The following is a 19,075-nucleotide window of genomic DNA, read 5'->3' as shown; positions in this document are numbered from 1 at the left end:
TGTCGGCGCGGGACGCCGCCACCACGAGGGCCCGGCCCGCCAGGGCGTGGGCGCGGCGGTGGAGGACGGCCGGGGCCGCGGCGGTGCGCCCCGCGTGCCGGGCGGGCGGCGCGCCCCGGAGGCGGGCCACCTGCTCGGCGATGCGGTCGCCCGTGGTGGCCAGCCCCAGCTCGTCGGTGACCGCGAGGAGCGCGGCTAGGTGCCCCGCGAGCTGGATGTCCAGCTCCTCCTCACGGCTGCGGTGCGGGAAATCGGCGTCGTCGGCCGGTGTGTGGACCGATTTCGTGCGGATCGGCTCGTACATGGATGGCCTCCTGGTGGTGCAGTAGGTCCATCCTAGCTTGGAATCTGTCTAAAGTTGTCCGCGATCCGGAGTTGGGGTGGTCACGGCTGGCTGTAGCCGTCCAGGAAGTTCCCGATCCGGGTGACGGCGTCCGTCAGGTCCTTGGCCGGTGGCAGCGTCACCACCCGGAAGTGATCGGGTTCCGGCCAGTTGAAGCCCGTGCCCTGCACGACCATGATCTTCTCGGACCGCAGCAGGTCGAGCACCATCTGCCGGTCGTCCTTGATCTTGAACACCTTGGGGTCGAGCCGGGGGAAGAGGTACAGCGCCCCCTTCGGCTTCACGCAGGTCACCCCGGGGATCTGCGTGAGCAGCTCGTACGCCACGTCCCGCTGCTCCAGGATCCGCCCGCCCGGCAGCACCAGTTCGTTGATCGACTGCCGGCCGCCGAGTGCCGTGGCCACCGCGTGCTGGGCGGGCATGTTCGCGCACAGCCGCATGTTCGCCAGGACCGTCAGGCCCTCGATGTAGGAGGAGGCGTGCGCCTTGGGGCCGCAGACCGCCATCCATCCCGAGCGGTAGCCCGCGATGCGGTAGTTCTTGGAGAGCCCGTTGAAGGTGAGCACCATCAGATCGGGCGCGACGGCCGCCGTCGGCGTGTGCGTCGCACCGTCGTACAGGATCCGGTCGTAGATCTCGTCGGAGCAGACGACCAGATTGTGGCGCCGGGCGATCTCCGTCAGCCCGCGCAGCATCTCCTCGTCGTACACCGCCCCCGTCGGATTGTTCGGATTGATGATCACGAGAGCCTTGGTGCGGTCGGTGATCTTCCGTTCGACGTCGGCGAGATCGGGCATCCAGTCGGCCTGCTCGTCGCACCGGTAGTGCACGGCCGTGCCGCCGGCCAGCGAGACCGAGGCCGTCCAGAGCGGGTAGTCCGGCGCGGGGACGAGCACCTCGTCGCCGTCGTCCAGCAGGGCCTGCATGGACATCTGGATCAGCTCGGAGACGCCGTTGCCCAGGTAGACGTCCTCGACGCCGAGGTCGATGCCCTTGGTCTGGTAGTGCTGCATCACCGCCCGGCGGGCGGACAGCAGGCCCTTGGCGTCCCCGTAACCGTGCGCGCCCGCGAGGTTGCGCAGTATGTCCTCGAGGATCTCGGGCGGGCACTCGAAGCCGAACGCGGCGGGATTGCCCGTGTTGAGCTTGAGGATGCGGTGGCCCGCGGCTTCGAGCCGCATGGCCTCCTCGAGCACGGGGCCGCGGATTTCGTAACAGACGCCGGAGAGCTTCGTGGACTGGATGACCTGCATGTCCGCGAGCTTACGACCGTGTTTCGCGCGCTGCCCCCCGTTCGGGTGCGCGCCGCTCCCGCCGGGGCGCCACCACGTGCCGTCCGGTCTTCCATCGGCATGCCGCCCCGCCCGCCCGCCGTGAGAACGCCGGTCGGGGCGGCGTTCGGGCTTGGAATGCCGGACCGGCGGACCGGACGGGTGAGATGCGCCACCCGCTCCCCGGGTGCGCGGTCCGCGTGCGCGGCCCTTCCGCCGTCCCGCGTGCGTCACGAGGGGCCGGCCGCGGCCCGCCGCTCATCCGGGCAGGGCGGTCCCGTCGGGCGGCCGCACGCCGAAGTCGTCGGCCAGCACGCGCAGCACCTCCGGCGGACCGCTCAGCTCGCGTTCCGTGACCGTGCCGTCGTCGGCGGTCTCCACCAGGGTGCGGCCCGACAGGGCCCGGTGCAGGCCGGGCAGGGTGCGCCGGGCGTACACCGTCCGCCGGAACGGTGAGCGGGGGTTCGTGGCCATGTGCCAGTTGACGACCTCGAAGTCGGGCTGTTCGAACGGCTCCAGGGTGAACTCGTACTGCGGCTCCCAGGTGCCGCCCTTCTCGGACTGCAACTCCCACAGCTCCAGGGGGCCGTCGTGCGGGGCGTGGACGAGCCGGTGGTGCCGGGGGGTGTCGAGCAGCTCCGTGTCCACCACCAGCGGGATCGGCTCCAGCAGCGCCCCGCTGGACCCGAAACCCGTGTCGGCCAGAAGCGGATCGCCGGCGCCCTCGGCCTCCACCTTCACCAGCATGTGACTGCGTGGCCGGACGTCACCCGGAGCGGCGCCCAACACCACGCGGCCGGCCAGCAGCGTCACCCCGAAGCCGAGCCGGGTCAGGACGGCGGCGAGCAGGGTGTTGTGCTCGTAGCAGTACCCGCCCCGCCCGCCCCGGACGAGCTTGGCCTCCAGGTTCGGGAGCGCGAGGGAGGGGACGTGGCCGAGGACGGGATCCAGATTCTCGAAGGGGATCCCCAGCACGTGGGCGCGGTGCACGGACCGCAGTACCTCCGGGGTGGGCCGGCGCTCACCGGACCAGCCGATACGGGCGAAGTAGGCGTCGAGGTCGAGAGTCATGTCCCGACAGTACGCAGAGACCTCAGATGTTTCTCAAATGCCGTGACGCGGCCGGGAACAGGAGGAACGCTGGGCCCATGATCGGTAAGGGCGGGCCCAGGGGGGGACGGGATCGCGATCGTGATCCGCGAGGCGGCGGACGTCGGCGAGCTGCTGCGTGAGGCGTTGGGTACCGCCTCCGACGCCGAACGGCCGGGCCTCGAACGCGCCGTCGCCCTCGTCGAGCGGGCCGCCGAGGTCCCGGACGCCGAACTGCGCGCCCGCTGGGTGCGCCGGCGCCTCTCGGCGGCGGGGTACGAGGGGCAGGCCGACACGGTGGAGGCCGTCAGGATCCTGCGGAAGGCCGAGCCGGGGCTCAGCCTCCTGTCGGCGGTGAGGTACTCCAGGGAGGCGGCCGGCGCGGAGTGAGGGGCGGCGCCTTCGCGGGGCGGACGGGCGTGGAGGGCCGGCGCCGCGGCGGCGCCGCCCTCGGCGGGTGCGGGGTGGTGCGGTCGGGGTCACGGCGGTGACGCTTCCGGTGGATGTGGGGACAGGCAGGCTGGTCGTCCACGGTCGGCCTCCCCTTCCGTCAGGCCCGTCGGCGGCTTGATTGCGCCCCTTGTGGGCCCCTTCCCCGTACGCCAGCATGCGCATGTCAAACCGGAAGAACTCCGGTGACGGACGCATCTGGAGGGGACCCCCACATGTACAAGCCTCTCGTCGGCGCAACTCTTTCCGCCCTGCTCCTCGCGGCGGGCGCCGCCGCCCCGGCCGTCGCGGCCACCGGCCCGGACACCGCCGACGTCCGCGCGGAAGCCTCCGACGCGCGAACGCAGGCCGCCCCCGGGAGTGCGAGGGCGGCCGGACTTCGCGTGAAGGCCGTCGGCTTCGCCGGCACGGTCGCGCTCAGCAACTGCTCCGGCTCGCTCGTCCGCACCGCCGCCTCCCTCCCGGCCGACCCGGCACTCGTCCTGTCCAACGGGCACTGCCTGGAGACCGGTTTCCCGGACCCCGGCGAGGTCGTCCTGGACAAGGCGTCGACCCGCGGCTTCACCCTGCTGAACGCGGCGGGTACGGGGGTCGGCACCCTGCGCGCGAACAGGATCGCGTACGGGACCATGACCGACACGGACGTGTCGCTCTACCGGCTGACCCGCACCTACGCCCAGATCGAGAGCTCCTACGGCATCAAGGCCCTGGAACTCGACGCCGCCCACCCCGTGCGGGGGACGGCGATCACCGTCGTCTCGGGGTACTGGAAGCGCACGTACAGCTGTGCCGTCGACGGGTTCGCGTACCGCCTCAAGGAGGGGGCCTGGACCTGGAAGGACTCGGTGCGCTACACCTCCGCGTGCCGAACCATCGGCGGTACGTCCGGATCCCCGGTCGTCGCCGACGCGACCGGAAAGGTGGTCGCCGTCAACAACACCGGGAACGAGGACGGGCAGCGGTGCACGGACAACAACCCGTGCGAGGTCGACGAGAACGGCACGGTGACGGTGCGGCAGGGCATCAACTACGCCCAGCAGACCTACGGCATCGTCCCGTGCATCGGCCCCGGCAGCCGGATCGACCTCACCAGGACGGGCTGCGCCCTGCCCAAGCCGTAGGGCCCCGGGCACCGTCCCGGCTGCGCCGCCGGACGGAGACCGGGACCGGCCCCCGGCGGCCGGGCCCGTCAGCCGGCCCGGCCCCCTGCCGGCGCGGGGCGCGCCGGGCCGGGGCACTTCCTCACACCGCGGTCGGGCCCGTGCCCCGGACCGCGCGGCCTGCCAGCTCCGAGGTGCGCCTGCCGTCCTGGACGACGAAGCGGCCGTCGATCAGGACGTGCGGGATGCCCACCGGGAGGGTGCGCGGCTCGTCGAACGTGGAGCCCGCCGCCACCGTGTCCGGGTCGAAGAGGACCAGGTCCGCGCGGTAGCCCTCGCGGACGTACCCGCGGTCCGCCAGGCGCAGGCGGGCCGCGGGGCGGGAGGTGAGGTGGGCGACGCACTCCTCCAAGCTGAGGATGCCCAGCTCGCGTGCGTAGTGGCCGAGGTAGTGGGGGAAGGTGCCGTAGGCGCGCGGGTGCGGCTTGTCGCCCTGGAGGATGCCGTCGCTGCCCCCGGTGTGCACCCGGTGGCGCATGATCTGCCGCACGTTCTCCTCGTGGCCCACGTGCTGGAGGATGGTCGTACCGAGCCGGTCCTCGACGAGCAGGCGGCGGGCCGTCGTCCAGGGCTCCTCGCCACGCAGCCGGGCGGACTCGGCCACCGTGCGGCCCACGTAGCCGGCCAGTTCCGGTGAACCGGCCCCGGAGATCTCGATGGTGTCCCACTCGATCGGCACGCCGTGGCAGCCGTCGGAGCCCACGACCTCCAGGTGGTGGCGGATCCGCTCCGCCGTCACCTCGTCCGCCAGCCGGGCCAGGACCGACTCGGGACCTCCCTCGCCCGCCCAACTGGGCAGCACCGCCACGAGGGTGGTGCAGCCGGGGGTGTACGGATAGGTGTCGAGCGAGATGTCCGCCCCGGCCGCGAGGGCCTCGTCCAGGAGCGTGAGGAGTTCCGGCGCCTTCCCCTCGTTCACGCCGAAGTTCATCGTGGCGTGGGCGAGGTGGAGGGCGCAGCCGGCGCGGCGGGTGAGCCGCACCATCTCCTCGTAGGCGGCGAGCGCGCCGGCTCCGTACGAGCGGTGGTGGGGGCAGTAGTAACCGCCGTGGGCGGCCACCACGCGGCACAGCTCGGTGAGTTCGGCGTCGTCCGCGTACATCCCGGGGGTGTACGTCAGTCCGGACGACATGCCGACCGCGCCCTCGGCCATGCCCTGCGCGACGAGCCCCCGCATCCGGTCCAGTTCGGCGCCGGTGGCGGGCCGGTCGTCCCAGCCGACGGCGAGCATCCGGACCGTGCCCTGGGGGATGAGGTAGGCGGCGTTGACGGCGATGCCCTGGCCGCCGAAGTTGCGGTCCAGGCGGTCCAGGTAGCCGCCGACGGTGCGCCAGTCGAAGTCGATGTCGCCCCCGTCGCCGTTCCACCCGGCGATCGTGCGGCGCACCTCGGCGAGTGTCCGGTCGTCCGCGGGTGCGTAGGACAGGCCGTCCTGGCCCAGTACCTCGAGGGTCACGCCCTGGGCTGCCTTGGCGCTGTGGTCCGGGTCGCGCAGCAGAGCGAGGTCGCTGTGCGCGTGCATGTCGACGAAGCCCGGTGAGAGCGCGAGGCCGTCGGCGTCCAGGGTGCGGGCGGCGGAGGGGCGGGGGCCGTCGCCCTCCCTGCGGATCTCGGTGATCCGGCCGTCCGTGATGCCCACGTCTGCGCGGTAGGAGGGGCCGCCGGTGCCGTCGACGACGCGGGCGTCGCGGATGACCAGGTCCATGAGTGGTCGCCTTTCGGGGTGGGAGGGACTCCGCCGGGATCAGAAGAAGGTGCGGATGTAGTCGGTGACGGTGCCGTCCGCCTCCACCAGCGGGATCAGCTGCCACTTGTCGAAGGAGGTGCAGGGGTGGGAGAGGCCCATCCCGATCCAGTCGCCCACCTCCAGCTCGGCCCCCGGCTCCGTACGCACCCAGCCGTGCTGGTCGGACAGCCCGCTGACGGTGATCCCGGTGGCGGGGCGCACCGAGCCGTCGCGGGCGGAGCGGACCACCTGGGCCTCGGGGAGGTCCAGGTCGTAGGCGGCGTCACGCTTGCCGGCGTTGACGAACGCCTGCTCGGGCGTGGGGCGGGAGACGACCTGGGCCCAGAGGCGGAAGGCGGGCCGCAGCGCCCCCTCCTCCGGCACGCGGTTGAAGGGGGTGAGGTGGCGGTAGTGGCCGTCGTCGTGGCTGACGTAGGCGCCGGACCGCAGGAGCTTGAGGACGGGCCGGCTCAGCGCGGGAATCCCGGCGAAGACGTCGGCGACCGCGTCGAACCACGCGCTGCCGCCCGCGCTGACGATGATCTGCTCGCCGTCGGCCAGTGCGGAGAAGCGGCCGGCCGCGTCGAAGTCCGCCGCCAGCGCGACGAGCCGGCGCAGCCACTCCCGTACCCGCTCGGGGGAGGCGTCCGGCACCTCGCCCTCGTAACCGGCGACACCCACCAGGCGCAGGGTGGACGCGCCGGCCACCGCGTCCGCCACGGCGGCGCAGTCCGCCTCCGTGCGCGCGCCGGTGCGGGCACCGTGGCCCGCTCCCAGTTCGACGACGACGTCCACGGGGCGTGCGGCACCCGCCGCGCGCAGGGCCTCCTCCATCAGCTCGACGCCGCGCACCGAATCGACGTAGCAGGCGAACGTGAAGTCCGGGTCGGCGTCCAGGTCGGCGGCGATCCGGCCCAGCGCCACCGCGTCGACGAGTTCGTTGGCCAGGAAGACACGGCGCACGCCGTGGGCACGGTAGACCCGGGCCTGGTGGGGCACGGCGGCGGTGATGCCCCAGGCGCCGTACTCCAGCTGGCGGGCGAAGAGCTGGGGCGACATCGACGTCTTGCCGTGGGGCGCGAAAGCCAGGCCGTGCCGCTGCGCGTACGTCCTCAGCAGGGCGAGGTTGGCCTCGACCGACTCGGCGGACAGGGCCAGCACGGGGGTCGTGAAGCCCCCCGAGAAGAGGTTGCGGCGCTCGGCCGCCAGGGCGCCCACGGTCAGCCCCTCCGCGTCGGGCGGCAACGCCTTGAAGCGGTGGTCGACCCGTTCGCCGGCGAGTGCCGTCAGGGACTGTTCGATGGACTGCTCGGCGGCCAAGGGAGCCTCCTAGGTGACGTTGTCGTTGCATCATATGCAACACCCATTGCGCATATCGCTAAGCGCTGTCTAACATCCGAGCCGATGCCGGGTCAATGGTGAGCACCGGCGCCCACGGCCGACCAGGAGGAGCCCAGCGTGCCCGGACCCGCGACCAGGACAAGCACGGCGGACACGGACGTCGTGTGCCTCGGCGAGTCCATGGTGACGTTCCTGCCCTCGCGGCCGGGCCGCCTCGCCGACGTCCCCTCGTTCTCCCGCGGGATCGGCGGCGCCGAGTCCAACGTCGCCTGCGCCCTGGCCGCCTCCGGCCACCGGGCGAAATGGGTCGGGCGGGTCGGTGCGGACGGCTTCGGGGACCACCTCGTCGAGGCGATCGGCGGATACGGCGTCGACACCTCCGCCGTACGCCGTGACCCGCACCGCCCCACCGGCGTCTACTTCCGCACCGCCACCGACCGCGGCAACGGCGCCCACGAGGTCGCCTACTACCGGGCCGGCTCCGCCGCCTCCGCGATGTCCCCGCGCAACGCCCCCTACGCGGACCTGCTCGCCGGGCGCGTCCTGCACCTGTCCGGCATCACGGCCGCACTCTCCGCGGACTGCCTCGCCCTGCTGCACGACCTGACCGCCCCGCGCGAGGGCCGCCCGCTGATCTCCTTCGACGTCAACCACCGTCCCGGCCTCTGGACGGGGAACGACGCCGGCCCCGGGGTCCTGCTCGACCTGGCCCGCCGGAGCGACCTCGTCTTCGTCGGCGAGGACGAGGCCGAGGAGGCGTGGGGCGTCCGCGGTGCCGAAGCGATCCGCGCCACCGCGCCCGAGCCCGAGGTCCTCGTCGTGAAGCGGGGCGCGGACGGCGCGACGGTCTTCTCCCGCACCGCCCACGGGCGGGAGGACACCGTCACCACCGTCCCCGCCCTGCACGTGGACGTCGTCGCCGCCGTCGGAGCCGGCGACGCCTTCGCGGCCGGTTTCCTCTCCGCGACCCTGCGCGACCTCCCCGTGCGCGACCGGGCCCGGCACGGGCACCTCATGGCCGCCGCCGTCCTCACCGTCCCCGGCGACCTCACCGCGCCCCCGGCCCGCGCCCACGCCGACCGCCTCGCGGCACTCGACGACAGCGCCTGGGGGACACTTCGACTCGGCCCCGGCTGGACAGCGGCCGAACGGGCACCCGAGGAGGTACGAAGCACATGAGCCAGACCGTCGACCGCGCGCTGAGCATCCTGCCGCTGCTCGCCCAGGGACCGGCCGATCTCGGCCAGGTCGCCGAGCGGCTCGGCGTCCACAAGTCCACGGCGCTGCGCCTGCTCCGCACGCTCCACGAACACGGACTCGTCTACCGCCAGCAGGACCAGCGCTACCGTCTCGGTGCCCGGCTCTTCGCGCTCGCGCAGGAAGCCGTCGAGAACCTCGACGTCCGCGAGATCGCCCACACCCACCTCGTCGCGCTCAACGAGCACTGCGGGCACACCGTCCACCTCGCCGTGTACGAGGAGAACGAGGTCCTCTACATCGACAAGGTCGAGAGCCGCTACCCCGTGAGGATGTACTCACGGATCGGCAAGCCCGTGGCGATCACCGTCGCCGCGGTCGCCAAGCTGCTCCTGGCCGACCTGACCGAGCCGGAGCGGCGCGCGATCGCCGACAAGCTCGACTACCCCATGTACACGTCCCGTTCGGTCCCGAACGCCGGCGCCTTCCTCAAGGAGCTCGCCGTCGTACGCGAACAGGGCTGGGCCACCGACCTCGGCGGCCACGAGGAGTCCATCAACTGCGTCGGCGCCCCCATCCGGGGCGCGGACGGGCGCGTCGTCGCCGCCATGTCGGTGTCCGCGCCGAACGTTGTCGTGACGGCGGAGGAACTCCTCACCCTCCTCCCCCTGGTGCGGCGCACCGCCGACGCCATCAGCCGGGAGTACTCCGGTACCGCCCCCACCAAGAAAGCCTGATCCGCCATGACCGAGAAGACCGCCCTCACCCCCAGCACCCACACCGCCCCGCCCGCCCGGTTCTCGCACGGTGTGAAGAAGGGGAACATCCTCCAGGTCGCCGGCCAGGTCGGCTTCCTGCCGGCCGTCGAGGGCCAGGCCCCCACCCCCGCCGGGCCCACGCTGCGCGAGCAGACCCTCCAGACCTTCGCCAACGTGAAGGCGATCCTGGAGGAGGGCGGCGCGAGCTGGGACGACGTGATGATGATGCGCGTCTACCTGACGGACACCGACCACTTCGCCGAGATGAACACCCTCTACAACGAGTACTTCGAGGAGCAGGGACTCACGGCCCCCGCCGCCGCGCGTACGACGGTGTACGTCGGCCTGCCCAAGGGCCTGCTCATCGAGATCGACGCGCTCGCCGTCCTCGGCTGACCCAGGGCCCCGGTTCCCGGCCGGCCTCCCCGTACGACGCACCACCCCGCATCACGGCACGGCGCCCCACCCCACCCCGCACGGGGGCGCCGTGCCGCGCTCCCCCCTGCCCCGAAGGACCCTGTCACCACCGGAGTTGACCGAACATGCTGCTCGCCGCCACCCCCGCGCCGGCCGAGGCGCCACCCCACACCGGGGGGTTCCTCCTCCTCGTCGACGGCACCGCCGGTCTGCTGACCGTCGCCGCCCTCGGTATCGCGCTGCTCCTCCTCCTGATCATCAAGGTCAGGCTGCAGCCGTTCGTCGCCCTGCTCGCCGTCTCCATAGCCGTCGGCCTGGGTGCCGGACTCTCCGTCACCGAACTCTTCGGCACGGTCCAGAAGTCCGCCGCCGTCTCCGTCATCGAATCCGGCATGGGCGGCATCCTCGGGCACGTGGCGATCATCATCGGCCTCGGCACGATGCTCGGCGCGATCCTGGAGGTCTCCGGGGGCGCGGAGGTGCTGAGCGCCCGCCTGCTGAACCTCTTCGGGGAGAAGCGGGCCCCGCTCGCCATGGGCCTCACCGGCCTGATCTTCGGCATCCCGGTCTTCTTCGACGTCGGCATCTTCGTCCTCGCGCCGATCGTCTACGCGGCCGCCAAGCGCTCCGGAAAATCGATTCTTCTGTACGCGATGCCGCTGCTCGCCGGCCTCTCGATGACCCACGCGTTCCTCCCGCCGCACCCGGGCCCGGTCGCCGCCGCCGGCCTCTTCAACGTCTCGCTCGGCTGGGTCATCCTGATGGGCGCCCTCGTCGGCATCCCGTCCGTCCTCGCCGCCTGGGGCTACGCCGCCTGGATCGGCAAGCGCATCTTCGTCGACGTACCGCAGGACATGGTCGACGCGGCCGCCGAGGCCAAGGACGCCGTCGTCGCCGAACAGCGGGCCGCCGGGGTCACCCCGCACGAGAAGCCCGTCGCGCTCGGCACCGTACTGGCGATCATCGGCACCCCGCTGCTGCTGATCCTCGCCGCGACCTTCTCCTCGATCGCGCTGGACCCCTCCACCCCGCGCTCCGTCGTCGAGTTCTTCGGCAACCCCTTCGTCGCGCTGACGATCGCCCTGTTCCTCGCCTACTACCTGCTGGGCATCCGGCGCGGCTGGTCCCGCAAGTCCCTCGAATCGGTCTCCACCGCCTCGCTGAAGCCCGTCGGCAACATCCTGCTGGTCGTCGGCGCGGGCGGCATCTTCGGAGCCGTGCTCAAGGGCAGCGGCATCGCGGACGCGCTCGCCGACACCTTCAACGACGTCGGCCTGCCGGTCATCCTGCTCGCCTGGCTGATCTCCGTCGTCCTGCGGGTCGCACAGGGCTCGGCGACGGTCGCCATCGTCACCACGGCCGGCATCGTCGTCCCCCTCGTCGAGGGCCAGGACATGTCGCAGGCGCACCTCGCGCTGATCATCATGGCGATCTCGGCGGGTTCCATCTTCGCCTCGCACGTCAACGACGGCGGCTTCTGGATGGTCTCGAAGTACTTCGGCATCTCCGAGCGGGACACCCTGAAGTCCTGGACGGTCCTGGAGACGGTGCTCTCCGTCGCGGGCTTCGTGGTCGCGGCGGCCCTGAGCCTGGTGATCTGAGGCCGCCCGGCACCCCGCCGGGGAGGGACGAGACGTGTCCCGGACCGCCCGGGGCGTCCGGGACACGCGGGCGGGAGCGCCGCGCCCTCTTGTGCGCCGCGGCGCTTTGCGCTTCGTTGATCGGCATGGCGGACACAAGCGGAACCACAGGATCAGGGACCGAACCGGAAGCCGGGCCGGAGACCGCGGCGAAGCCCCGGCCGGAGGCGGCGGCCGGGGCGGGAGCGGAGGCGGCCGGGTCCGGCGCCGTCCCGCAGCGCAAGCCCAGTTGGACGTACATCGGGCCCGGCATCGTCGTCGCCGCTACCGGGGTGGGCGCCGGCGACCTGGTCGCGACGCTCATCGCGGGCAGCAAGTTCGGCTACACCCTCATGTGGGCGGCCGTGATCGGCTGCCTGGTCAAGATCTCCCTCGCCGAGGCGGTGGGCCGGTGGCACCTCGCCACCGGCCGCACCCTGTTCGACGGCTGGCGCACCCTCGGCGGGTGGACCACTGCCTACTTCGCGGTCTACGTCGTGATCTGGGGCTTCGTCTACGGCGCGACGGCCATGTCCTCCAGCGCCCTGCCCATCGTGGCGCTCTTCCCCGACGGGCCGGGACTGAAGACCTGGGCGATCATCACGGGGCTCGTCGGCCTGGTCTTCGTCTGGTTCAACCAGTACGCCGTCTTCGAGAAGGTCATGACCGTCCTGGTCGGCGTGATGTTCGTGGTCGTGGTCTACGTCGCCGCGCGCGTGGTTCCGGACGTCGGAGCCTCGTTCGCGGGGCTGCTGCCGGTGCTCCCGGACGGTTCCCTCGTCTACACGCTCGGCCTGATCGGCGGGGTCGGCGGCACCATCACCATGGCTGCGTACGGGTACTGGGTGAACGCCAAGGGGTGGTCCGACTCGTCCTGGATGAAGGTCATGCGGCTCGACAACCGGGTGGCCTACCTCACCACCGGCATCTTCGTCGTCGCGATGCTCGTCGTCGGCGCCGAACTGCTGCACGCCTCGCACCTGGCCCTGACCAAGGGCGACCGCGGGCTGATCGACCTAGGGCAGATCCTGGAGGACCGCTTCGGGGCGGCCACCGCGAAGCTGTTCCTCGTCGGCTTCTTCGCCACGTCCTTCTCCTCGCTCATCGGCGTGTGGCACGGCGTCAGCCTGATGTTCGCCGACTTCGTGGAGCGGATGCGCGCGGGCCGCCGCCCCGGCGACGCGGAGCACGCGGGGAGCGCGGCGATCGGCCGTCAGGAGCGGTCCGGGCCCTTCCGGGCCTACCTGCTCTGGCTGACCTTCCCCCCGATGACGCTCCTCTGGCTCGACGAGCCGTTCGGCCTGGTCATCGGCTACGGGGTGCTCGGCGCCTTCTTCATGCCGTTCCTGGCCCTGACCCTGCTGTGGCTGCTCAACTCCTCCCGAACGCCGCGGGCGTGGCGCAACGGGTGGCTGAGCAACGGGATGCTGGGCGCGGCGGGCCTGCTGTTCGTGGTGCTGTGCGTCCAGCAGGTGCGCGAGCTGCCGTGGTGACCCGTACGGCGTCCGGAACCCGGCCCGGGCCCGTGGCCCGCACGGCGTAGGAAGCGCCGGCAGCGCCGCCGGGGGAGCGGCGGCGGTGCGGGTCCTGGGTGCGCGGTGGGGTGCGCGGGTCCTCGGACGGGCGGTCGGTTACGGCAGGGCGTGGACGTGCGGGCCGACGGCGTTCGACCAGGCGTTGCCCGCCGTGGCGTCCCAGTTCGTCGACCAGGTCATCGCGCCGCGGATGTCCGGGTACGTCCGTGACGGCTTGAACGAACCGCAGCCCGTTCCCTTGGCCAGGCAGTCCAGGGCCGCGTTCACGACGGACGGGGCGACGTAGCCGCTGCCCGCGCCGCGGGTGGAGGCCGGGACGCCGAGGCCGACCTGGGACGGGGCGAGCCCGCCCTCCAGCTGGATGCAGGCGAGCGCGGTGAGGAAGTCCACCGTGCCCTGGGAGTAGACCTTGCCGTCGCAGCCGAGCATCGAACCGCTGTTGTAGTACTGCATGTTGACGACGGTCAGGATGTCCTTGACGTTCAGCGCCGTCTTGAAGTACTCACCGGACGTGGACTGCATGTCGATGGTCTGCGGCGCCATCGTGATGACCAGGCCGGGGCCCGCCTTCGCCGACAGCGAGCGCAGCGCCTTCGTCATGTACGTGGAGTTGAGGCCGTTCTCCAGGTCGATGTCGACCCCGTTGAAGCCGTACTGCTGGATGAGCGCGTACACCGAGTCGGCGAAGGCGTTGGCGGAGGCGTCGCTGTTCACCGCGACGGATCCCTTCTCGCCGCCGACGGAGATGATGACGTTCTTGCCGGCGGTCTGCTTGGCCTTGATGTCCGCCTTGAACTGGTCGACGGTGTAGCCGTTCAGCCCCGCCGAGTCCAGGTTGAAGGTGACGGCACCGGGCGTGGCCGTCGCGTCCGCGAAGGAGACGGCGATGATGTCGTAGTTCGCGGGCACGTCGCTGAGCTTCTGGACGGTGGCGCCGTTGTTAAAGTTCTGCCAGTAGCCGGTCACCGCGTGCTTGGGCACCGAGGTGGACGGGCCGGGGCCCGGGTCGGTGACCTTGGACGTCCGCCCGGAGACGGTCGCGGACTTGACCGACTCGCCGGCCGCGTTCGTCGCGCTGACCGCGAACTGGTACGCGGTGTCCGCGGCCAGCCCGGTCACCGTGGCGGAGGTGCCGGTGGTGGTGGCCGCCTTCGCACCGTTCCGGTAGACGGTGTAGCCGGTGGCGCCGGAGACGGAGTTCCAGGACAGGGCGACGGAGGAGGAGGTCGTCGCGCCGACCGCGAGCCCGGCGGGCGCGCCCGGGATCGAGGGGCCGGGATCCGTACCGCCGCCGCCGTCGGGTCCGTTGACCTGCACGTCGTCCGCGAAGTAGGAGGCCTGGCCGTACCAGCCGTGGGTGTAGACGGTCACCGAGGTGGTGGAGGGGCCGGTGGTGAAACTGGTCTTCAGCTGGGTCCAGGTGCTCGACCCCGGCGTCCAGGTGGAGACGTCCGTCGTCCCGGTGCCGCCGGCTCCCAGGTAGGCGTACCCGCCCTGCACCCAGGCGCTCAGGGTGTACGTGGATCCGGGCTTCACCGCCACGGTCTGCGTGCACTTGGCGTTGTCCTGCCCGGCCGGGGTGGCCTTGAGCGCGGAGGTGCCGCCGTGGACGGGGGAGGAGACGGTGGTGCCACTTCCGCCGGAACAGGCCCAGTTGCTGAGGCCGGACTCGAATCCGGCGTTCTTGGCGACGTTGACGTCGGCCGCTTCCGCGGTGCTGACGAGCCCGGTGACGGACAGGGCCCCGGCCGCGAGGACGGCGACGGCTCCGCCGAGGAGGGGCCGGGTGCGGTGACTTCTGTGTCTGCTGCCTGCGGAGCGTTCCACTTGCTGCCTCCGTGGGGGAGTTGGGAGAGCCGGGGGGACTGGTGTGCCGGCGGGGGACGGTGGCCACCGTTGGCCGATAAACTGGTCCAGACCAATAGAGTTGTCAAGACCTCTGGCGGGGCGGGATGCGCGAGGTGCGGCGCGGTGCCGGTGCCGCGGCCGGGGCGGGGGAGCCGATTCCGCCCCCTCGGGCGTGCACTCGCGCGGGTGAGTCGCCGCGCGCCGCCGCCCGCATGGGCGGATCGTTACGGACCGCGTGTGCGGCGGTAATCGAACGTCGGCGCGGAGATCTTGTCCGGCTGCTCTGACGTGCGGAAACGAATTGATTCGGGGACCGGACCTCACGGGTCACCGTAACCGTCCGCTGTGGTACAGGAGTTAACAGATCTGTTTTCGTCCCCTTTCGCGCGGGCGGCTTGCGCACGGCTGTGTGGGACCTTGTCGTACCGGACTCCGATATCTGCTCTCCGCCTGGTAGGACGTGGCTAAAGTGCTGGGGAAGAAGCACGGAGCAGGAGCGATTGCGGCCGGGGTCACGACGACCGCGGCCGGAGCCGAACGGGGAAGAGCGTGCCGACCGCAATAGCAGTGACGAGTGCTGATCTGGTGCTGCCACCGACGGATCAGCAGACCCCGACGGCGGCCCTGCTGAAGGCCCCCGGCGACCAGACCCTCGACCTCGCCATCAGTGAGATGAACGTGCTCCTGGAGCAGCACGGCCACGTCGTCGTGATCTGCCCGTCAGGGATCGGCCAGGCCCACGAGCGCCGTCTGCACGCCATCCGTTCCGTCATGGAGAGCGACCGCATCGCCCTGGTGAAGGTGGACCTGCCGCCGCTCGGGGTCGCCGTACTGGTGCGTCAACTGCGCCAGCTGTCCGTCTGCGACTTCAGCCCCGGCGTGGTGGCCTCGGCGGCCCGCCTGCTCACCCACTACATCCACGCGGGCGCCCTGCTGAACTCGGTGGCCAGACTCGACAGGGTGCCCGTCAGCCTGAGGACGCACGCCAAGTCGTGGGTGCCGGGCTCGCAGTTCGCCGTGCTCGCGGGCCCCAGCCCTCAGCTCGTCAAGATCGGCCCGGCCGTCGAGCCGCCGGGCGGACCGGCGTTCGGCACGCATCTCCTCGTCGCCACCGGGCAGTTGTCGTCGCAATGGGTGCAGCAGACCCTGGCCCCCGCCTGGAAGGTCCAGGCCGTTCACGAGAACCCGTTGCCCGCGAGTTCGCCGAAGTGGTGGGGAACCGGGAAGCTGGTGGAATTCGCCTCCTATCTGCCGGACATCTCGGTGGTCTACCAACTCGTCTCCTCCGTCCGGCGGGAAGGATGCCACTGGTGCGGAATGGAACTCATCGGTGACCGCTGCGGCTTCTGTTCCTCTCCGTTGGTGCCGCCCGAGAACCGAATGCACTCCGCAGGTGTCCTGACCCAGGGGGCGGCCGCGCCACCGGGCTCCTGACACCCGGCGGCCCGGCCCCCGCACACCGCACACCTGCTCCGTCCGCTGCTCGCACGCATCCGATTCGAACGAGGTTGTCCGGCAATGAACTCCCGCCAGCGCCGCGGCGTGATACTCCTGCTCCTGTCGGTCCTGTGCGCCTTCGGCGCCTTCGCCGGGGTGCTCTCGGTCATCAGCGACGTCAACTCCAAGGTCGGCCCCGAGGTCTCCGCCTACCGGCTGGCCAGGAACGTGTCGCCCTACACGAAGCTGACGTCCGGGCAGTTCGAGAAGGTGTCGATGCCCAAACGCTGGCTCTCGGAGAACGCCGTCACGGACCTGGACGAGATCGAGGGCAAGATCGCGGTCACGGAACTGCGCGAGGGCTCCCTGATGCAGACCGACATGATGGTGAGCAGCCCGGAACTCAAACCGGGTGAGCAGGAGATCGCCATCATGATCGACGCCGCGACGGGCGTGGCGGGCAAGATCCGGGCCAACGACAAGGTGAACATCTACGCCACCTTCGAGGGCGAACAGGACGGCGACGCGCCCCAGTCCAAGATCATCGTATCCAACGCCAAGGTCCTCGACGTGGGCGAGCTCACCGCGCTGGAGCCCCGCAAGGACGACCGGAACCAGGCCGCGGAAGCCGTACCGATCACCTTCGCGCTCAACACCCTCGACACCCAGCGCGTGGCCTACGCCGAGTCCTTCGCCCAGCACGTCCGCCTCGCGCTCATCGCACCGGGCAGCGACGGCACCATCAGCCCGGGCGACCGCACCTACACGCTCGACAAGGACAAGTGAGGACCGGATGACCACCAGGATCCTCCCTGCCGTCGGTGACGCCGACGCGGCACGGTCCGTCACCACCCTGCTCAGCCAGCTCCCCGAGGCGGAGCCGGCCGCTCCGGTCGGCGACTCGACGCAGCTCATCGACACCCTCGCCCGGCTGGCGGGCGAGTCCATCGAGGAACTGCCCGAGGTCGTGCTGGTGCACGAGCGGATCGGGCCGGTGCCCGCGCTGGAACTGATCCGGGAGGTCTCCCTGCGGTTCCCGGCGATCGGGGTCGTGCTGATCACCGCCGACGCCAGTCCGGGACTCTTCGCCGCGGCCATGGACGCGGGAGCGCGAGGACTGGCCACCCTCCCGCTGGGCTACGAGGAACTGACCAACCGGGTCCAGGCCGCGGCCCAGTGGTCGACGGGTGTGCGGCGCCACCTCGGCGCGGGCGGGGACGTGTTCACCGGCCCCGGAGGCACCGTCGTCACCGTCACCGGGGCGAAGGGCGGGGTGGGGGCGACGCTGGCGGCCGTGCAGCTGGCCCTGGCCGCGCAGGCCTCGGGGTACACGACCGCGCTCGTCGACCTGGACCTGCAGACCGGCGACGTCGCCGCCTACCTCGACGTGCAGTTCCGGCGCTCCATCGTCGACCTGGCGGTCATCACCGACATCTCGCCGAGGGTCCTCTCCGACGCCGTCTTCTCGCACGACACGGGCCTGGCGCTGCTGCTGGCCCCCGGGGAGGGCGAACGGGGGGAGGAGGTGAGCGACCGCTCCGCCCGGCAGATCGTCAGCGCCCTGCGCTCCCGTTACGAGATCGTCGTCATCGACTGCGGCAGCCAGATGAACGGCGCCAACGCCGCGGCGATCGAGATGGCCGACACCGCCGTGCTGGTGACGACCCCCGACGTGGTCGCCGTACGGGGCGCGAAGCGCATCGTCCGGATGTGGGACCGGCTGCAGATCCGCAAGGCGGAGGAGACGGTCACGCTCGTCAACCGCTTCAACCGGAACACGGAGATCCAGCCGCCGCTGATCCAGCGGATCACCGGGACCCGGATGGCGGGCACGGCCGTGCCGGCGAACTTCAAGGAGCTCCAGGGCGCGGTCGACGCCGGACGGATGCACGAACTGGACCCACGCTCCACCGTGAAACAGGCCCTGTGGGCCCTGGCGGGGGAGCTCGGACTGGTGAAGCCTTCTCCGGGAGGGGAGTCGCGCGGCGGCATACTGCGCGGCGACAAGGGCTCCATCGGGGGCCGCCGTCGCAAGGGCGGCACGACCGGCGGGGGAGGCTGACAGCGATGCGGACCACGGGAGCACCGGGCGGGATACGGGCGCGGCTGAGAAGCGACCGAGGGCAGTTGATCGTCGAGTTCACCGGGATGGTGCCCATCATCCTGGTGACGCTGGTGCTGCTCTGGCAGGCGGTGCTGGTGGGGTACACGTTCACCCTGGCGAGCGGAGCCGCGGACGAGGGCGTGCGCAAGGCGGTGGCCGCCGGGGCATGGGGCCGGACGGCACAGTGCGAGGACGCCGTGCACGAGCGGCTGCCCGGCGCCTGGGAGGGCTCCGCGGACATCAGGTGCCCCGCATCCGACACGGACGACGTGGTCACGGTCAAGGTCACCCTCAAGGCCCCCGCCCTCTTCCCCGGCTTCGCCGACCTCCCCATCCCCGTCGAGGCGACGGCCGGCGCCGCCGCGGAAGGGAAGTGACACGCCATGGCACCCGTACGGACTCCCCGGGCGGCAGCGCCGGTCCCCGGCCGGAACCGGGACCGCGGCTCGACCGCGATCGAGTACCTCGGCTTCCTCCCCGTGCTCATCCTGATCGGCCTGGCGGGCCTCCAGCTGGGGCTGGTCGCCTACACCGCGCAGCAGGCGGGCACCGCCGCGAGGGCCGCCGCCCGCACCGCCTCGCAGGAGGACCGGTCCGGGTCCTACCAGCGGGTCGGCAGGGCGTCGATGACCGGCTGGGTGGCCGACCGGGCGCGGATCGGCGCGCCGACGGGGGGCGACACGGTGACGGTGACGGTCACCGTGGACATCCCCGACGTCCTGCTCGGTCTGCTCGGTGACCGGACCGTCGAGAAGTCCGCCACCATGCCCCGCGACTGAC

Annotated in this window: 18 protein-coding genes; 12 read left to right on the top strand and 6 right to left on the bottom strand. The window is 71.7% G+C overall.

Going from position 1 to position 19,075, the window contains the following annotated elements; genetic code table 11:
• From ABZ371_RS06575 to ABZ371_RS06565, 3 genes are all read right to left on the bottom strand, one after another.
• Positions 1-304: hypothetical protein (locus ABZ371_RS06575; RefSeq protein WP_358674405.1), on the bottom strand; the 304-nt coding region annotated here is incomplete at its 3' end.
• Between the two features lie 80 nt (positions 305-384).
• Positions 385-1,596: a pyridoxal phosphate-dependent aminotransferase gene (locus ABZ371_RS06570; RefSeq protein ID WP_358674403.1), complete on the bottom strand. Its 1,212-nt coding sequence runs from the start codon at positions 1,594-1,596 to the stop codon at positions 385-387.
• A gap of 276 nt (positions 1,597-1,872) precedes the next feature.
• Positions 1,873-2,685, bottom strand: coding sequence for an arylamine N-acetyltransferase (locus ABZ371_RS06565; RefSeq protein ID WP_358674400.1), 813 nt, complete (start codon positions 2,683-2,685; stop codon positions 1,873-1,875).
• 111 nt (positions 2,686-2,796) lie between these two features.
• Between ABZ371_RS06565 and ABZ371_RS06560 the strand changes: the two genes are divergently transcribed.
• Together ABZ371_RS06560 and ABZ371_RS06555 are read left to right on the top strand one after the other, a co-directional pair.
• Positions 2,797-3,093 (top strand): hypothetical protein, encoded by a 297-nt coding sequence (locus tag ABZ371_RS06560; protein WP_358674417.1) that lies wholly within the window; start codon positions 2,797-2,799, stop codon positions 3,091-3,093.
• Positions 3,094-3,368: 275 nt separating this feature from the next.
• Complete coding sequence (locus ABZ371_RS06555; RefSeq protein WP_358674397.1) at positions 3,369-4,274, top strand: serine protease; 906 nt, start codon at positions 3,369-3,371, stop codon at positions 4,272-4,274.
• A gap of 121 nt (positions 4,275-4,395) precedes the next feature.
• On the opposite strand, the gene ABZ371_RS06550 is transcribed toward ABZ371_RS06555, so the two are convergent.
• Both ABZ371_RS06550 and ABZ371_RS06545 read right to left on the bottom strand, forming a co-directional pair.
• Complete coding sequence (locus tag ABZ371_RS06550) at positions 4,396-6,018, bottom strand: amidohydrolase family protein (protein WP_358674395.1); 1,623 nt, start codon at positions 6,016-6,018, stop codon at positions 4,396-4,398.
• Positions 6,019-6,057: 39 nt separating this feature from the next.
• Positions 6,058-7,359, bottom strand: a complete 1,302-nt coding sequence (locus ABZ371_RS06545) for an alanine racemase (protein ID WP_358674393.1) — start codon at positions 7,357-7,359, stop codon at positions 6,058-6,060.
• 138 nt (positions 7,360-7,497) lie between these two features.
• On the opposite strand from ABZ371_RS06545, the gene ABZ371_RS06540 reads away from it, so the two are divergent.
• The 5 genes from ABZ371_RS06540 to ABZ371_RS06520 all read left to right on the top strand — a co-directional run bounded on the left by ABZ371_RS06540 (position 7,498) and on the right by ABZ371_RS06520 (position 12,864).
• Positions 7,498-8,559, top strand: a complete 1,062-nt coding sequence (locus tag ABZ371_RS06540; protein ID WP_358674391.1) for a sugar kinase — start codon at positions 7,498-7,500, stop codon at positions 8,557-8,559.
• Positions 8,556-9,314 (top strand): IclR family transcriptional regulator, encoded by a 759-nt coding sequence (locus ABZ371_RS06535; RefSeq protein WP_358674389.1) that lies wholly within the window; start codon positions 8,556-8,558, stop codon positions 9,312-9,314. Before ABZ371_RS06540 ends, ABZ371_RS06535 begins: the two co-directional genes overlap by 4 nt.
• Positions 9,315-9,320: 6 nt before the next feature.
• Positions 9,321-9,731, top strand: coding sequence for a RidA family protein (locus ABZ371_RS06530; RefSeq protein WP_358674387.1), 411 nt, complete (start codon positions 9,321-9,323; stop codon positions 9,729-9,731).
• Positions 9,732-9,877: 146 nt separating this feature from the next.
• Positions 9,878-11,353 carry a gluconate:H+ symporter gene (locus tag ABZ371_RS06525; protein WP_358674384.1) on the top strand — a complete coding sequence of 492 codons (1,476 nt, stop codon included), beginning with the start codon at positions 9,878-9,880 and terminating at the stop codon, positions 11,351-11,353.
• Between the two features lie 125 nt (positions 11,354-11,478).
• A complete protein-coding gene (locus ABZ371_RS06520; RefSeq protein ID WP_358674381.1) occupies positions 11,479-12,864 on the top strand; it encodes an Nramp family divalent metal transporter in 1,386 nt (461 codons plus the stop codon).
• 138 nt (positions 12,865-13,002) lie between these two features.
• On the opposite strand, the gene ABZ371_RS06515 is transcribed toward ABZ371_RS06520, so the two are convergent.
• The gene (locus ABZ371_RS06515) at positions 13,003-14,733 is read right to left on the bottom strand and encodes a glycoside hydrolase family 18 protein (RefSeq protein ID WP_358674378.1); all 1,731 of its coding nucleotides are present in this window, start codon (positions 14,731-14,733) and stop codon (positions 13,003-13,005) included.
• A 588-nt stretch (positions 14,734-15,321) separates the two neighbouring features.
• Here ABZ371_RS06515 and ABZ371_RS06510 point away from each other — a divergent pair.
• The 5 genes from ABZ371_RS06510 (at position 15,322) to ABZ371_RS06490 (ending at position 19,074) form a co-directional block, all read left to right on the top strand.
• Positions 15,322-16,188, top strand: a complete 867-nt coding sequence (locus ABZ371_RS06510; protein WP_358674375.1) for a hypothetical protein — start codon at positions 15,322-15,324, stop codon at positions 16,186-16,188.
• Between the two features lie 84 nt (positions 16,189-16,272).
• A complete protein-coding gene (cpaB, locus tag ABZ371_RS06505) occupies positions 16,273-16,977 on the top strand; it encodes a Flp pilus assembly protein CpaB (protein WP_358674372.1) in 705 nt (234 codons plus the stop codon).
• Between the two features lie 7 nt (positions 16,978-16,984).
• Positions 16,985-18,253: an AAA family ATPase gene (locus ABZ371_RS06500; protein WP_358674369.1), complete on the top strand. Its 1,269-nt coding sequence runs from the start codon at positions 16,985-16,987 to the stop codon at positions 18,251-18,253.
• A gap of 5 nt (positions 18,254-18,258) precedes the next feature.
• Positions 18,259-18,672 carry a pilus assembly protein gene (locus tag ABZ371_RS06495; RefSeq protein WP_358674366.1) on the top strand — a complete coding sequence of 138 codons (414 nt, stop codon included), beginning with the start codon at positions 18,259-18,261 and terminating at the stop codon, positions 18,670-18,672.
• 6 nt (positions 18,673-18,678) lie between these two features.
• Positions 18,679-19,074, top strand: coding sequence for a TadE/TadG family type IV pilus assembly protein (locus ABZ371_RS06490; protein ID WP_358674363.1), 396 nt, complete (start codon positions 18,679-18,681; stop codon positions 19,072-19,074).
• The last annotated feature ends 1 nt before the right edge of the window (position 19,075 follow it).

The sequence above is a fragment of the Streptomyces sp. NPDC005899 genome, assembly GCF_040629645.1.
GTDB lineage: Bacteria > Actinomycetota > Actinomycetes > Streptomycetales > Streptomycetaceae > Streptomyces.
This window is presented reverse-complemented; position numbering and strand designations above follow the sequence as displayed.